Source organism: Rahnella selenatireducens, from assembly GCF_046449555.1.
Lineage (GTDB): Bacteria > Pseudomonadota > Gammaproteobacteria > Enterobacterales > Enterobacteriaceae > Rahnella > Rahnella selenatireducens.
Genome location: NZ_JBKEZJ010000001.1, coordinates 19,518 through 35,257 on the forward strand (window position 1 = coordinate 19,518; position 15,740 = coordinate 35,257).

The 15,740-nt window shown below is 51.2% G+C and carries 12 protein-coding genes and 1 other RNA gene; 9 read left to right on the forward strand and 4 right to left on the reverse strand.

Annotation, left to right across the window (positions count from 1 at the left end; all coding sequences use genetic code 11):
* Positions 1–56 precede the first annotated feature (56 nt).
* Positions 57–428 carry a Fe-S cluster assembly scaffold SufA gene (gene sufA / locus ACLBVC_RS00105; RefSeq protein ID WP_104922540.1) on the reverse strand — a complete coding sequence of 124 codons (372 nt, stop codon included), beginning with the start codon at positions 426–428 and terminating at the stop codon, positions 57–59.
* Positions 429–885: 457 nt separating this feature from the next.
* Between sufA and ACLBVC_RS00110 the strand changes: the two genes are divergently transcribed.
* Positions 886–1,290 carry a hypothetical protein gene (locus ACLBVC_RS00110; RefSeq protein ID WP_410147398.1) on the forward strand — a complete coding sequence of 135 codons (405 nt, stop codon included), beginning with the start codon at positions 886–888 and terminating at the stop codon, positions 1,288–1,290.
* 127 nt (positions 1,291–1,417) lie between these two features.
* Here ACLBVC_RS00110 and ACLBVC_RS00115 read toward each other — a convergent pair whose 3' ends face one another.
* Both ACLBVC_RS00115 and ydiJ read right to left on the reverse strand, forming a co-directional pair.
* Entirely contained in the window at positions 1,418–1,837 is a 420-nt protein-coding gene (locus ACLBVC_RS00115; protein ID WP_410147399.1) for a hotdog fold thioesterase, read from the reverse strand.
* 16 nt (positions 1,838–1,853) lie between these two features.
* Positions 1,854–4,910, reverse strand: a complete 3,057-nt coding sequence (gene ydiJ / locus ACLBVC_RS00120; protein WP_410147400.1) for a D-2-hydroxyglutarate dehydrogenase YdiJ — start codon at positions 4,908–4,910, stop codon at positions 1,854–1,856.
* A gap of 326 nt (positions 4,911–5,236) precedes the next feature.
* Between ydiJ and ydiK the strand changes: the two genes are divergently transcribed.
* Entirely contained in the window at positions 5,237–6,334 is a 1,098-nt protein-coding gene (ydiK, locus tag ACLBVC_RS00125; RefSeq protein WP_410147401.1) for an AI-2E family transporter YdiK, read from the forward strand.
* A gap of 189 nt (positions 6,335–6,523) precedes the next feature.
* Positions 6,524–6,634, forward strand: an RNA gene (gene rprA, locus ACLBVC_RS00130) — antisense sRNA RprA.
* 124 nt (positions 6,635–6,758) lie between these two features.
* On the opposite strand, the gene ppsA is transcribed toward rprA, so the two are convergent.
* Positions 6,759–9,134 carry a phosphoenolpyruvate synthase gene (gene ppsA / locus ACLBVC_RS00135; RefSeq protein WP_410147402.1) on the reverse strand — a complete coding sequence of 792 codons (2,376 nt, stop codon included), beginning with the start codon at positions 9,132–9,134 and terminating at the stop codon, positions 6,759–6,761.
* Between the two features lie 508 nt (positions 9,135–9,642).
* On the opposite strand from ppsA, the gene ppsR reads away from it, so the two are divergent.
* From ppsR to ACLBVC_RS00165, 6 genes are all read left to right on the forward strand, one after another.
* Positions 9,643–10,464: a posphoenolpyruvate synthetase regulatory kinase/phosphorylase PpsR gene (ppsR, locus tag ACLBVC_RS00140; protein ID WP_101077080.1), complete on the forward strand. Its 822-nt coding sequence runs from the start codon at positions 9,643–9,645 to the stop codon at positions 10,462–10,464.
* Between the two features lie 127 nt (positions 10,465–10,591).
* Positions 10,592–11,638 (forward strand): 3-deoxy-7-phosphoheptulonate synthase, encoded by a 1,047-nt coding sequence (locus ACLBVC_RS00145; protein WP_410147403.1) that lies wholly within the window; start codon positions 10,592–10,594, stop codon positions 11,636–11,638.
* Between the two features lie 383 nt (positions 11,639–12,021).
* The gene (locus ACLBVC_RS00150; RefSeq protein ID WP_410147404.1) at positions 12,022–13,056 is read left to right on the forward strand and encodes a hemin-degrading factor; all 1,035 of its coding nucleotides are present in this window, start codon (positions 12,022–12,024) and stop codon (positions 13,054–13,056) included.
* Entirely contained in the window at positions 13,053–13,883 is an 831-nt protein-coding gene (locus ACLBVC_RS00155; protein ID WP_410147405.1) for a heme/hemin ABC transporter substrate-binding protein, read from the forward strand. The genes ACLBVC_RS00150 and ACLBVC_RS00155 overlap by 4 nt, the downstream gene beginning before the upstream one ends.
* Entirely contained in the window at positions 13,880–14,908 is a 1,029-nt protein-coding gene (locus tag ACLBVC_RS00160) for a FecCD family ABC transporter permease (protein ID WP_410147406.1), read from the forward strand. Before ACLBVC_RS00155 ends, ACLBVC_RS00160 begins: the two co-directional genes overlap by 4 nt.
* Positions 14,901–15,689: a heme ABC transporter ATP-binding protein gene (locus ACLBVC_RS00165; RefSeq protein ID WP_410147407.1), complete on the forward strand. Its 789-nt coding sequence runs from the start codon at positions 14,901–14,903 to the stop codon at positions 15,687–15,689. The genes ACLBVC_RS00160 and ACLBVC_RS00165 overlap by 8 nt, the downstream gene beginning before the upstream one ends.
* Positions 15,690–15,740 lie beyond the last annotated feature (51 nt).

Here is a 15,740-nt window from a genome sequence, read left to right on the forward strand (position 1 = left end):
GTTGGTTACATCGCTTTGTTTACAATAATCGTAATGACTGTTTGCCCGGCACTGACTTAAAGGCCGAAACTTTCACCACACCCGCAGGCATGCTGAGCTTTAGGATTATTGAATTTAAATATCTGATTCAGTCCTTCGCGGACAAAATCCACCTCGGTTCCGTCAATGAAAGGCATGGCCTTCAGCGGAACAAACAGCAAAGCGCCGTCATGCTCAAACACCAGGTCATCGCTGGCCGGTTGTTTGGTTAAATCCAGAACGTAGCCAAAGCCGGCGCAGCCCGATTGTTTCACCGAAAGCTGGAGACCTTTGACTTCAGGATCCTGTTCCATCAGGTTCTTCACCTGTTTGGCCGCAGAATCAGTCAGGATCACACCTTGCCATACGTTGTCGTCTAAAGAGAAAGAGCCGACAGTTTCAGTTTGCATCTGTCTTACCTCATATTTTTACGGTCATAGACAAGACCTATTGTCTCTATTCTAGTGATAAGATTTATCACTTCAACCTCTTGTTTTAAGAGGTTATAGCGATTGCGCATGAGGAAAGTCGCTCAATGTGCATCGGGTTTACATCCGGCCGCTGGCGGGTCTTGAACACCGCAACCATCAACTGATTGAATAAGTTGTCAATTTTTTGTTAAAAATTAAAATTAACCTTGCATTTTGTGTGGCTTAATAGCTTTCATTGTGTCTATTATAAAACATTCATCGGAAATGCCTATTTATGAATTCACCACAATCAAAATAATTAAAGCTCTTTTTGCTTATCTGTTCTGACGCAACAAAATTAAAAAAACCCGATGAAAACGTTGATCCGGCGATTTTTTGTCAATATGATACCTATTCTTTGATAATGATTATCATTCAGACATCCGGAATACTGAGAATGGCTCAATCGGTCAATGCGTGGTTGCAGGGCAAAATAGACGACTACAAATCGAGTGTCCGCGATGCCACCGTGGATTTCTATATGGCGGATGCCGCCTTACGACGTCCGGGTGCGCATCTGTGCCAGCTCAAACGTTTTAATAGTATTTGCCTTGATATGGCCAATCTTTGCCTGCAAAACGGGGACGATCACAGCTACCTTCATGCTCTGTGTAAGCTACACAACCGGCTGATCCTTGAGATCAACACCGTTGTGCGTTGCGAGCTCTTCCGTGTTCAGAGCTACCATTTTGCCAGGCACACGCTAAAACTCATTTGTCAGTATTATGCCATGATGGGCATCTGGGAAAAAGCGACGGCATTTCAAACTGACTTTGCCAAGCGGGTTCCGTTCCAGCTTTGATGGGTTTTCAACGCGTTAGGGTATGCTCTCAGGCAAATAAAAAGGCGGATACAGTGGTATGCATCCGCCTTTGGCATTCAGCCAACGGTTATGTCGCAGGCATAAAAGCTAACTTAAAAACCTGAAATTAATGATCAATGACCATTGTGGTCAGTCTGGAAACGCAGCACAAACCACCCTGCTCATCAAAGATTTCAATCTGCCAGACCTGGCTCCGCTTCCCGGTTCGCAGCGCGCGACAAACCCCTCGCACAACCCCTTCCCTCGCTGATTTCATGTGGCTGGCATTGATATCAACACCAACAACCGTCTGATTGCCTTCTGTGCAAAGATAGCCAGCCATCGATCCCATCGTTTCTGCAAGAACCACCGAGGCACCTCCGTGTAACAGACCAAACGGCTGAGTCGTGCGTGCGTCCACAGGCATCGTCGCCTCGAGATAATCGTCACCCAGCTGAGTAAAAACAATCCCCACATGCCCGACCATGCACCCCTGACTGCGCTGGTTCAGCGCTTCAAGGTTGGTATTTCTTTTCCAGAGTGACATCGTGCTTCCTTATCCGTTAAGGGATGATATCCAGTAATGCCTGCAACGGATGGCGAACCCCATTGCCTTCAATACGCTTTACCTGGCTGCGGCAGGAGTACCCCGTCGCAAGGCAACGCTGTCGCGGCAACCGCTGTAAAGAGGTATGCCAGGACAGCTCATAAATACCCAAAGAATTCTCCAGATTTTTACTTTCATGCCCATAGGTTCCCGCCATTCCGCAACAGCCTACACTGACGTTTTCCAGCTTCGCGCCATAGCGGGCAAAGATGTCCCCCCACTGTTTACTACTATTTGGCAATGCCGTGCTTTCAGTGCAATGGCCGAACAAATACCAGGACTCTCCGCTTTGCTGCTGTGCCGGTCGTTCTCCCAGCCAGTTATCCAGCCATTCGTGTACCAGCTGAACCTGAAACGAACCGCGTGACTCGCCAAGAATTTCTTTGTACTCGTCGCGATAACACAGCACCAGTGCAGGGTCGACGCCGACCAGCGGCATACCCAGCTGCGCAACACGGTTGAGGAATACCGACGTCTTACGTGCCGTTTTCGCGAAACGCGTCAGAAACCCTTTAATGTGCTGCGCTTTTCCGTTTGGAGAGAAAGGCAACAGCACCGGTTTGAGACCCAGTTTTTCAATCAGCCGCACAAAATCAGCCACGACCTGCGCATCATAGAAACTGGTGAACGGATCCTGCACCACCAGTACGTATTCACCGCGCTGGGCCGGAGGGATTTTTTCCAGCTGTTCAAGCGTCATTTTACTGGCGCGATGCCCCAGCAGTTGTTCGCGCAACGTCGGGGAAGAAAGTAAAGGCAAATCCACCATGCCAATACTTTTGCGGCTCATTTCCCGCACCCAGGGTTGCTTGAGGAAGAAGTTAAACAGTTTGGGCGCTTTCGCCATTATCGGTGCATAACTTTCGACACTTGCCACGAAATGGTCACGCGCCGGGCGTAGGTAACGGGTGTGATAAAGCTGGAGAAAGCGCGAGCGGAAACCCGGAACATCAATTTTGATCGGACATTGCGTTGAACATGCCTTGCAAGCCAGGCACCCCGACATCGCTTCTTTTACTTCATGGGAGAAATCGTACTCGCCTTTGTTGGCGTGCCAGGTATTGCGCGTGCGGTCGATCAAGCTGCGCAAGCTGAGACCTTTTTCCGGCAGCGCATTTTCCAGCGCCAGCGGATCGACACCCTGTTCTGAAAGCAGGCGTAACCATTCGCGCACCAGACCGGCGCGCCCTTTCGGAGAATGGACCCGGCTGCCGGTGATTTTCATCGACGGACACATCGGGCTTTTGACATCAAAGTTAAAGCACAGACCGTTGCCGTTACACTCCAGAGCACCACGGAATGACTGTCGAACCTCCAGCGGGATCCGGCGATCAAGGGTTCCGCGTTTCGGCGCATCGACCTTCATCATCGGCTCATCGCATTCCAGAGGCGCACAAATCTTGCCCGGATTCAGACGGTTATCCGGGTCAAAAACGGTTTTGATCCGGCGTAGTTCATGAAACAACGCCTCCCCGAAGAAAGCCGGGCTGTATTCGGCACGGAAACCTTTACCGTGTTCCCCCCACAACAAACCGCCGTACTTCGCGGTCAGGGCAACCACTTCATCCGATATCTGCTTCAGCAGCATTTCCTGTTGTGGATCACACATGTCCAGCGCAGGGCGAACGTGCAACACACCAGCGTCCACGTGCCCAAACATGCCGTAACTCAGGTTATGGCTGTCGAGCAACGCGCGGAATTCTACGATGTAATCGGCCAGATGCTGCGGCGGCACGCAGGTATCTTCAGCAAACGGCAACGGCTTGGCTTGCCCTTTCGCATTCCCCAGCAGGCCGACAGCTTTCTTACGCATATTATAGATGCGTTCAATTCCGGGCAGATCCGCGCAAATCTGATAGCCAATAACGCCACCTTCTTTGTCGCTCATCAGCCCGTCCAGACGCTCACACAGCGCACTGACCTGATCTTCAATCAGTTCAGCATCATCGCCCGCGAACTCAACAATGTTGAGCCCCTGCATATCTTTGCCCTCAACGTCGGTGATGTAATCACGCACGCTGTGCCAGACGATATCCTCACGGGCCAGATTCAAAACTTTTGAGTCAACGGTTTCAACCGATAGCGCTTTGGCCTCAACCATGAAGGGTGCATTACGCAGCGCAGAGTTGAAAGAATCATATTTGATATTCACCAGACGCCGCACTTTAGGAATAGGCGTGATATTCAGACGCGCTTCAGTAATAAAGGCCAGCGACCCTTCAGAGCCCGTGAGGATGCGGGTCAGATCAAAGGTTTGCAGATCGTCACTCAGGACATGACGTAAGTCATAACCCGTCAGGAAGCGGTTAAGTTTAGGGAATTTTTCAATGACCAGCGCACGGTTATCGCGGCAACTGTCGAGCACCGTGCGGTAGATCCTCCCGATAACGGAATCTTCTTCACCGAGTTTATCTGCCAGCGCTACAGGTACTGCGACGGTATCGAGCATCTCGCCGCCGAGCACAATCGCACGAACCCCGAGAACATGGTCTGACGTTTTACCGTAAACCAGCGAGCCCTGTCCGGATGCGTCGGTGTTGATCATGCCGCCGAGCGTTGCGCGGTTGCTGGTCGAAAGCTCCGGAGAGAAGAAATACCCAAAAGGACGCAGATAATCATTGAGCTGATCTTTAATCACGCCGGCTTCAACTTTGACCCAACCTTGTTCAACGTTGATATCCAGAATACGGTTCATATGACGGGACATATCAACCACAATTCCACGGTTCAGCGACTGACCGTTGGTACCGGTACCGCCACCACGCGGCGTGAAGACCAGCGTTTTAAAACGTTCCTGCCCGGCAAGACGTGCAATCAGTGCAACATCAGACGTGGCGATAGGGAATAACACAGCATCCGGCAACAGCTGATACACGCTGTTATCGGTTGCCATCGTCAGGCGGTCCGAATAAGTCGTCGTGACATCGCCTGTAAAACCGTTACTTTTGAGCGCTTCCAAAAAATCGAGCACCAGCTGGATGACACCCGGCGCCTGAGAAATCTGTGGGATCATTGAATTATGACTCTGTCTTTGTTGTATGCCTGGCGGGCCCTAGGCGACCTGCCGGATCTGCGAGGCAGATCCACCCTGTTATTTACCCAGAATAAAAACTAACATACTTCGTTTTTAAGCGCTCCGTCTGGTTAGCCTTTGTTGCATTTGTTTCATGACACCCCGCAAAAAGCACGTCTGGCAACAACGTGTTGCAACTAATTGTGTGCGGCGCTATCCAAAAGCAGCCTGATGTTCCATGCTTATTTATTGCTATTACGATGTCACGGTAGTTTTTAAGGCACAAGGCGCGTGCCTTACTTCGTTTATCCATATGAGAAACATGAATGAATCTCCCAATTAAACGTTACGATTTGCCCCAGATTATGTTCGGGGTTCTTTTCATTGCACTGATGACCATCGCCAGTATCTGGATTGTTCAGCCCTTTATTCTTGGCTTTGCCTGGGCGGGGATGGTCGTGATCGCAACCTGGCCGCTGATGATCAAATTACAGCGAATTTTGTGGGGGCGGCGTTTTCTGGCCGTCATCGTGATGACGCTGTTGTTAATCCTGTTATTTGTTTTGCCAATCGCCTTGCTGGTCAGCAGTGCAATTGAAAATGGCGCGCCGCTGGTAGGTATCGCCACTAACCCGTCGACATTACATATGCCTGATTTCCACTGGCTAAACTCTATTCCTCTGGTCGGTCATAAACTTTACAGCGGCTGGCATGCCCTCATTAACGGTGGTGGCAATGCCCTGATGAGCAAAGTTCAGCCTTATGTCGGGCAAACCGCCTCCTGGTTTGTCACGCAGGCCGGGCATCTGGGACGGTTTATCGTCCACTGTTCTCTCATGCTTCTGTTCAGCGCGCTTCTTTACAGTCGTGGCGAGCAGGTTGCGATGGGTATCCGCCATTTCGCCGTACGTCTGGCAGCAGAACGCGGCGATGCCGCCGTTATCCTTGCTGGTCAGGCAATTCGTGCCGTTGCATTGGGCGTGGTGGTCACAGCGATTGTTCAGTCGGTGCTGGGCGGTATCGGGCTGGCAATAGCCGGTATCCCATATGCGACGGTTTTAACCGTGGTGATGTTTGTTTGTTGCGTTGCGCAAATCGGACCTCTGCTGGTGCTTATCCCGGCCATCATCTGGCTCTACTGGTCGGGTGATAATACCTGGGGTACGGTGCTGCTGGTCTGGAGTTGCGTCGTGGGCTCGCTGGATAACGTGTTACGCCCGGTGCTTATCCGTATGGGTGCAGATTTGCCGATGCTGCTGATTTTATCCGGTGTTATTGGCGGTCTGTTCGCGTTCGGGATGATTGGCCTGTTTATCGGCCCTGTCGTTCTGGCAGTGTCTTATCGCCTGATTTCGTTGTGGGTTCACGAAGCGCCAGAACCGGATGCCGATCCGGAAAAAGCGCTGAAAGCACTCGATGAGTAATTGTTCCGCGCAATAATTTCTTCCGGCGTTGTCTTGGATCTTAAAAGGCAACGCCCTCTTCCTTATTCCTCATTCCTTCGCCCTATTTTGAAACCATCAAAAACAATCCTTCTCATCTATTAGTATGAGAATAATACCTATTAGGATGATTCTTACAGACTAAATATCTTGAGAAACCTAGTATTAATAACAGTTCGGATTTCAACCCACTGATTTATATACAGGCTTTCCCTTGAGCAGGTATACCCCAAATTGCTGTGTGTAGTCTTTGCCTGTCTCTAATGACGGGCTTTTTTTTTATTTTAAATCCCTCCTGCTATTCATTACGTCACCTCACTAATTCACGGTTTAACGCCTCAAAAAAAGGCCATCACCCGAAAGCAATAGCCTTTATTTCATTTATTCAAAAACCTGACGCAGTTATTTACTTTTCAGCTAATGCCAGCCAGGTTTGTACAACGGTATCCGGATTCAGCGACAAACTGTCGATGCCTTCGTCCATCAGCCACTGGGCGAAATCCTGATGGTCGGACGGACCTTGTCCGCAAATGCCGACATATTTCCCCTGCTTCTTCGCGGCTTTGATTGCCATTGAAAGCAAAGCCTTAACCGCTTCATTACGCTCATCAAAGAGTTCAGACACCACGCCGGAATCCCGATCCAGCCCCAGCGCCAACTGAGTCATGTCATTTGAACCGATTGAGAAGCCATCAAAGTGCTCTAGGAACTGTTCGGCAAGTAATGCATTCGATGGAATTTCACACATCATAATGACCTTAAGGCCATTCTCTCCGCGTTTCAGCCCCTGATTTGCCAGTTCCTTAACCACAGCTTCAGCCTGCGCAACGGTTCTGACAAACGGGATCATAACTTCAACGTTGGTCAGCCCCATATCGTTACGAACTCGCTTCATCGCCTCGCACTCCAGCGCAAAACAATCGCGGAAGCTGTCTGAAACGTAACGACCAGCACCGCGGAAGCCCAGCATCGGGTTCTCTTCGTGCGGTTCATACTTCTCGCCGCCCACCAGATTGGCATATTCATTCGATTTAAAATCGGATAAACGCACAATCACACGTTTTGGCCAGAACGCTGCGCCCAGCGTGGCAATCCCTTCCGTCAGACGGGCTACGTAGTATTCACGCGGACTGTCGTAGCCCTGAATCAGTTTCTTAATTTGTTCCTGTAATTCCGGCGTCTGAGTATCGAACTCCAGCAGCGCTTTCGGATGGACACCGATCATGCGGTTGATAATGAATTCTAAACGCGCCAACCCGACGCCTTCATTTGGCAGGCAGGCAAAATCAAAAGCACGGTCCGGATTACCGATATTCATCATGATTTTCAGCGGCAATTTCGGCAACTCATCAACCTCTGAGCTTTGCACCGTGAAGTCCAGTTCGTCCTGGTAGACATAACCGGTATCGCCCTCAGAACAGGACACCGTCACTTTCTGATTTTCTTTCAGTTTTTCAGTCGCATCGCCACAACCGACAACCGCAGGGATCCCCAGTTCACGGGCAATGATTGCCGCATGGCAGGTTCGGCCGCCGCGGTTAGTCACAATGGCTGACGCTTTTTTCATGATCGGTTCCCAGTCAGGGTCCGTCATGTCCGTCACCAGAATGTCACCCGCTTTCACATGATGCATTTCGCTGATGTCATGAATGATTTTCACCGGCCCGGCACCGATACGATGACCAATAGCACGGCCTTCAACCAGAACTTTGCTGCTGCCATTGAGCTGATAACGTTCCATCACCTGACCGTTTGAACGTACGGTCTCTGGACGTGCCTGCACAATGTATAACTTGCCATTATGACCATCTTTCGCCCACTCGATATCCATCGGACGGCCATAATGTTTTTCAATCAATAATGCCTGACGTGCCAGAGCCTGCACTTCGTCATCGGTCAGAGAAAATCGGGTACTCAATTCAGCCGGCACATCTTCAATTTGTACCTGTTTTCCGTGTTCCTGGCTCGGCGCATAAATCATGCGGATCTTCTTCGAGCCCATGGTACGGCGCACAATCGCAGGCTTATTTTTTGCCAGCGTTGGTTTATGCACGTAGAACTCATCCGGGTTAACCGCGCCCTGCACCACCATTTCGCCCAGACCATACGCAGAGGTGATAAAGACCACCTGATCAAAACCTGACTCCGTATCGATGGTGAACATCACACCCGCAGACGCGAGATCTGAGCGAACCATGCGCTGAACGCCAGCCGATAGCGCAACGCCACGGTGGTCGTAGCCTTGATGTACGCGATAAGAAATGGCGCGATCGTTAAACAAGGAGGCGTAAACATGTTTCACAGCAATAAGAACTGCATCAAACCCCTGAACGTTCAGAAAGGTCTCCTGCTGCCCGGCAAAGGAGGCGTCGGGCATATCTTCTGCGGTGGCAGAGGAACGCACAGCAAAGGACGCGTCCGGTTCGCCTTCAGAAAGCTGCTGATAAGCTTCACGGATAGATTGCTCCAGCTCAGGCTGGAAAGGCGTATCAATGATCCACTGGCGGATTTGCGTGCCCGCCTGGGTCAGTTGCCCGATATCATCCACATCTGTTTTATCCAGTAATTCGTGGATCCGATGGTTAACGCCGCTTTGATCAAGAAAATCATTAAAAGCCTGAGACGTAGTGGCAAAACCGTTGGGCACGGAAACACCCAGATCAGACAGATTAGTGATCATTTCCCCGAGGGATGCGTTCTTACCCCCGACTTTGTCAACGTCGTTCATACCCAGTTGGTTGTACCAGATAACATTGCGTAAATCGGGATCGAGATGAGCCATGAAACAATCCTTTCTTAATTTATTCACAGTAAAAGTCAGTAGGAGTGTAAAACCGGTCGTGCAATCGTTGCCTGAGGCAATTGGATGCCAATAAGCAACGTTGTCATTTCGAGACTAGCATAATGATCCATAAGACATAGACAGGTGAATCGATCCAGCAAATTAAACTATTTTCGTTTGGGAAAATTCCAGAACGCTAAAATTCGTCAGCAACACGATAACCACATAACCCCTTATGAATCAGTGAGAAAAGTAGACTGGTTTCGCAAGTAAATTAACCATAGCAAAGTTGCTGAATCAATGCTGACGCAATTCATAAAGCTGCGAGATATCGCGGAAAATTTAAAATGCTATTTCATTTATTACAGCTATTTTGCGCACTGTCTCGCACGGTTTAAAGGAAGGTAACGGTTAAGAAGAATTATCCTTTTTATTTCCTGAAATTCTGGTTATTACTTACGGAGTCCCGACAAGGGAAAGTGAACTGATATAAATTTAGGAGCAATGAGTGGACAGATGCGTGTTTTATATTTCCGATGGCACGGCGATCACCGCTGAAGTGGTAGGTCATGCCGTGCTTTCACAATTCCCGGTCAATTCGACGACCTACTCATTGCCATTTGTTGAAAGCGAAGAACGGGCTCAGGCCGTCAGCCGCCAGATCAATGAGATTTTCGAAAAAACGGGCGCGCGTCCGCTGGTGTTCTACTCCATTATTGCGCCGAAGATCCGTCAGATTATTGAAAGCAGTGAAGGCTTTTGCCAGGACATCGTTCAGTCGCTGGTCGCACCGCTTCAGAATGAGCTTGGCGTTGAACCGACACCGGTGGCAAACCGGACGCACGGTCTGACCGCCAGCAATATCAGCAAATATGATGCCCGTATTGCGGCTATCGATTACACGCTGGCGCACGACGACGGTATATCCCTGCGTAATCTCGATCAGGCACAAGTTATTTTGCTGGGCGTTTCGCGCTGCGGTAAAACACCCACCAGCCTTTACCTTGCATTACAATTTGGGATCCGCGCGGCCAACTATCCGTTTACCGCCGATGATATGGATAATATTCAGCTTCCCGCCGCACTCAAACCCCACATGCACAAGCTTTTCGGGCTGACGATTGACCCGGAAAGGCTGACAGCTATCCGTCAGGAACGGGTGGAAAACAGCCGTTATGCGTCTTTACGCCAGTGCAGGATGGAAGTTTCTGAAGTCGAAGCATTATTTCGCAAAAACCAAATTCGTTATCTCAACAGTACAAATTATTCCGTTGAGGAAATTTCAGCGAAGATCATGGACAGCTTTGGTATGAGTCGCCGAATGTTCTGATTCATTTAATGATTTGGATGGCAGAACGTGCCGAGAGTGATTGAAATCATCTGTTTTTACGTTATTGTGATCGCCATCACTTCCCGGTATTCCTGCCGCAGCGAAGAAACAAATTTTCGAGAACACCATGTCACAAACAGATGAACTGCGTACGACGCGCATCGACAGCCTGATTACGCCTCAGGCACTGGCAGACAAATTGCCAATCTCCCCGTCGGTCGCACAGCATGTAATGGAATCACGCAAACGTATTGAAAAAATCATCAGCGGCGAAGATCCTCGCCTTCTGGTGATTGTTGGTCCCTGCTCTATTCACGATATTGAAGCTGCAATTGATTACGCAGGTCAGCTAAGCGTATTGCGCGAAAAATATCAGGATCGTTTAGAGATCGTGATGCGCACCTATTTTGAAAAACCGCGAACCGTCGTGGGCTGGAAAGGATTAATTTCTGACCCGGAGCTTAACGGTTCCTGCCGCGTGAACGACGGAATTGAACTGGCGCGTAAAGTCTTGTTGGCCATCAATCAATTAGGAATTCCAACGGCCACTGAGTTCCTGGATATGGTTATTGGACAGTATATCGCCGACCTTATCAGCTGGGGCGCAATCGGTGCGCGTACCACCGAAAGCCAGATCCACCGTGAAATGGCTTCTGCACTGTCTTGCCCGGTCGGTTTCAAAAATGGTACTGACGGCAATACGCGTATCGCTATTGACGCCATCCGCTCGTCACGCACCAGCCACATGTTCCTGTCGCCAGATAAGAACGGTCAGATGACCATTTACCGAACAGCGGGCAACCCTTACGGCCACGTGATTATGCGGGGCGGCAAAAAGCCTAATTATCACGCCGATGATCTTGAACAGGCCTGCCTGAGTTTGTCTGAGTTTGACCTGCCGCAACGTCTGGTAGTCGATTTCAGCCACGGAAATTGTCAGAAGCAGCATCGCCGCCAGCTGGACGTCGCCGAAGACATCTGCCAGCAAATCCGCAATGGCTCAACCGCCGTCGCGGGCATTATGGCCGAGAGTTTCCTGGCAGAAGGCACGCAGCCTATCGTTCCTGGCAAACCGCTGGTTTACGGAAAATCCATTACTGACCCTTGCCTGAGCTGGACTGACACTGAAACCCTTCTGTCGATGCTGGCTGAAGCGACCAATTCAAGATTCTGAACACCCCGAAATTATCTTCTTAAGGGCAACATATGTTGCCCTTTTTAATGCCAGCTCCAGCGCATTTCTCCGTTCCTTCAAACGCTTCCAGTGCCTTTCCCCGCTGCTTATCCTCCGTAAATTAAGGGGTTATCAGTAAATAATTACATTCCATCAACAAAAATTTCCTTGATGTGTTTGGGTAATGATTTGATAATGATTATCAAATTGATATTAATTACCATTACCAAAAATGAAATTAGCTGGTCTCTGGCCCGAATATTTCTACAAATCATTCACATAACAACACGATTTTTTATCCGCCAGATGGCAGATGGCAGATGGCAGATGGCAGATGGCAGATGGCAGATGGCAGATGACGTTAATACAACGAGGAGACAGCAATGCATTCAGTTAACTATCAGGACTATTTACAGGCCAAAGAAGCCAATCCCGGTAAATATGCCCGCGATCTGGCGGAAATTTTAGGTATCAGTGAAGCCGAGTTAACATCTTTACGCGTTTCACATGATGCAGTGAAACTGGATGTCGATGCCCGTACGTTGCTGGCCGCACTGGAAAATGTGGGCGGGACAAAATCCATCACCCGCAATGATTATGCTGTCCACGAACAGCAAGGTCGCTATGAAAACCAGCATCTCAGCGGCCATGCGGGGTTAATACTGAATCCGCGCGCGCTGGATTTACGTCTTTTCCTTCAGCATTGGCTGCACGTTTTCAGCATGTCTGAAAACACATCGCGCGGCGTTCGCCACAGTATCCAGTTCTTTGATACGCATGGTGACGCGGTTCATAAAGTTTATAACACTGACGAAACCGACATGGCAGCCTGGGATGCGCTGATCGCCCAATACAAAACTGATGTCAATCCTCCGCTGCAGATTGAACCGGTCGTGCCTGTGGCTCCGGCAAGTGTTTCTGATAACAGCAGCATCGATGCTGACTGGCGCGCAATGACGGATGTTCACCAGTTCTTCCAGCTTCTCAAACGTCATGATGTAACCCGCCAGCAGGCTTTCAAAGCGGTAGGCGACGATCTGGCATGGCGCGTCGAAAACGGTTCGCTGACCCGTTTACTGAACATCGCGAAAGACGACAAGAATGAAATTATGATTTTCGTCGGCAACCGCGGTTGCGTGCAAATCTTCACCGGCCAGATTGAAAAAGTGATGCCGCACGGCGAATGGATTAATGTCTTCAATGAGCGTTTCACTCTTCATCTGGTGGAAAGTGCCATCGCTGAAAGCTGGATCACACGTAAACCGACCAAAGATGGCTTCGTCACCAGCCTGGAATTATTTGCAGCAGACGGCACGCAAATTGCCCAGCTGTTCGGCCAGCGTACTGAAGGCACAGCGGAACAGACCCAGTGGCGCGAACAACTGGCGCAACTTAGCAGCGAAGGCGTTGCCGCATGAAAACACCTCTGAAAGCGCTGATTGCCACTGCGGCAATTTTGTCTGCGCCTGTGCTCCACGCCGCAGAGAAGCTGGTCAGCATCGGCGGCGATGTGACCGAAATAGTCTACGCCCTCGGCGCAGGCGATGAAATGGTGGCACGAGACAGCACCAGCCTGCGTCCGCAGGCGGTTCTGAAACTGCCGGATGTCGGTTATATGCGCCAGCTCAACACCGAAGGGATCCTGTCCATGCGTCCTTCGATGGTGCTGAGCAGCGAGCTGGCAGAACCTTCACTGGTTTTACAGCAGTTGTCACAAAACGGCGTTAAGGTCATTCGCGTGCCGGGGACAGCCTCTGTCGATACCGTGCCAAAAAAGATTGAAGTGATTGCAGGCGCCCTCAACCGTCAGACGGAAGGTGCAAAACTGATCGCCACTTATCGTTCTCAGCTTGAGGCTATCCACCACGATGCTTTGCCGGTAAAAATTCTGTTTGTCATGAGTCACGGCGGAATGTCGTCTATGGCGGCTGGCCAGAATACGGCGGCTGACGCGATGATCACGTCCGTGGGTGCGAAAAATGCCATGCAGGGCTTCAGCCGTTATCGACCTCTTTCGCAGGAAGGCGTCATTGCCAGCGCTCCGGACATTTTATTGCTGACCTCCGACGGCGTGAAAACGCTGGGCGGCATGGATCAGGTCTGGAAATTACCGGGGGTTGCTATGACGCCGGCAGGCAAAAACAAGCGCGTTTTAGTGCTTGATGATATGTCCTTGCTGGGCTTTGGCCTGCAAACACCGGTCGTTATGGCACAACTGCGTCTGGTGGCGGAACAAGCGAAATGAGCAGCATGAGCCCCCCAATGCCGTTACGACGCCGTTCTCCTGTCTGGGCGCTGATCGGCCTCGGTGGTGCTCTGCTGGTACTGGCTATTCTGGCCGCCAATACCGGTGCGATGGCGTTGTCACTGCGTACCTTGTTAACGCGGCCTTTTGACGACGGGTTATGGCAAATCTGGCTGAACGTCCGCCTGCCCCGCGTTCTGCTGGCCGTGGTGGTCGGCTGTGCGCTGGCCTGTTCCGGGGCCGTGATGCAGGGCTTATTCCGTAACCCGCTGGCGGATCCGGGCTTGCTCGGGATCAGCAGCGGCGCGGCGCTGGCTGTGGCGCTGACTATTGTCATGCCGCTGTCGCTGCCGCCGATTCTGGCACTCTACGGCCACATGATCAGCGCCTTTGCCGGAAGCCTTGGGATTTCGGCCATCGTCTTCACGTTGAGCCGTTTCGGCCATGGTGGGTTATCGCGTTTGCTTCTCGCCGGGATTGCCATTAACGCCCTGTGCGGCGCAGCGGTTGGCGTGCTGACTTACGTCAGCGATGACCAGCAGCTGCGCCAGTTTTCTTTGTGGAGCATGGGCAGCCTTGGACAGGCTCAATGGCCAACGCTGGCAGTAGCCGCGTCGTTGATCTTGCCCGCCTGTATGGCGACATTATTTATGGCACGCCGCCTGAATATCTTGCAACTCGGCGAGGAAGACGCGCACTACCTTGGCGTTAACGTCCGCCGTACTCAGCTGCAATTATTGCTTCTGAGTGCGCTGCTGGTGGGCGCTGCGGTCGCGGTTTCCGGTGTTATCGGCTTTATCGGCCTTGTGATTCCTCACCTGCTGCGCATGCGGCTGGGTGCGGATCATCGTTGGTTATTACCGGGATCAGCCATGGCCGGGGCCTGTCTGTTATTACTGGCCGACACACTGGCAAGAACGCTGGTCGCACCGGCTGAAATGCCTGTGGGTCTGCTGACCAGCCTGCTGGGTGGCCCGTATTTCTTATGGTTAATTTTACGTCCCGGAGTGCCGCGCAATGTCTGAACTCACTTCATCGCTGCTTGCGGAAAAGCTGTCCTATACCGCCGGGGGACGCCGCTTAATTGACGATGTTTCACTGAACCTGAAAAGCGGCGAAATGGTGGCGCTGATCGGGCCAAACGGCGCGGGGAAATCCACGCTGATGCGCATGCTGACAGGTTATCTGACGCCGCAGTCCGGGCATTGTACATTGCAGGGAAAACGACTGGACGACTGGACATCAAAGGATTTGGCCCGCACCCGCGCGGTGATGCGCCAGAACAGTACGATGGCATTCGGATTCAGCGTGCGCGAAGTGTTGACGCTCGGACGCTCGCCGCACGGCCAGCAAAATATGCAACATGCGCTGAACGAAGTGATGACGCAGACCGGTTGTATGACGCTGGCAGAACGTGATTATCGCCATCTGTCAGGCGGCGAGCAGCAGCGGGTGCAGCTTGCACGCGTGCTGATCCAGCTCTGGCAACCGGCACCGGCCCCGCGCTGGCTTTTTCTGGATGAACCGACGTCGGCGCTCGATTTATACCATCAGCAGCATGCATTGCGCCTGTTACGTGAGCTGACCCAGAAAACGCCATTGTCGGTTTGCTGCGTACTGCACGATCTCAATCTGGCGGCGCTGTATGCTGACAGAATAATTTTGCTGCACAGCGGTAAAGTTGTGGCCAGCGGGACACCTGCTGAAGTACTTAGCGAAGAAACTCTGAGCCGGTGGTATCAGGCCGATCTGAACGTCTGCCCGCATCCGGAAACCGCTTTACCGCAGGTTTTCCTGCGCCAGTAAAAACGGCCTCAATGCGAAAATGCCACAACACCGTCCCGGGTTTGTGGCATT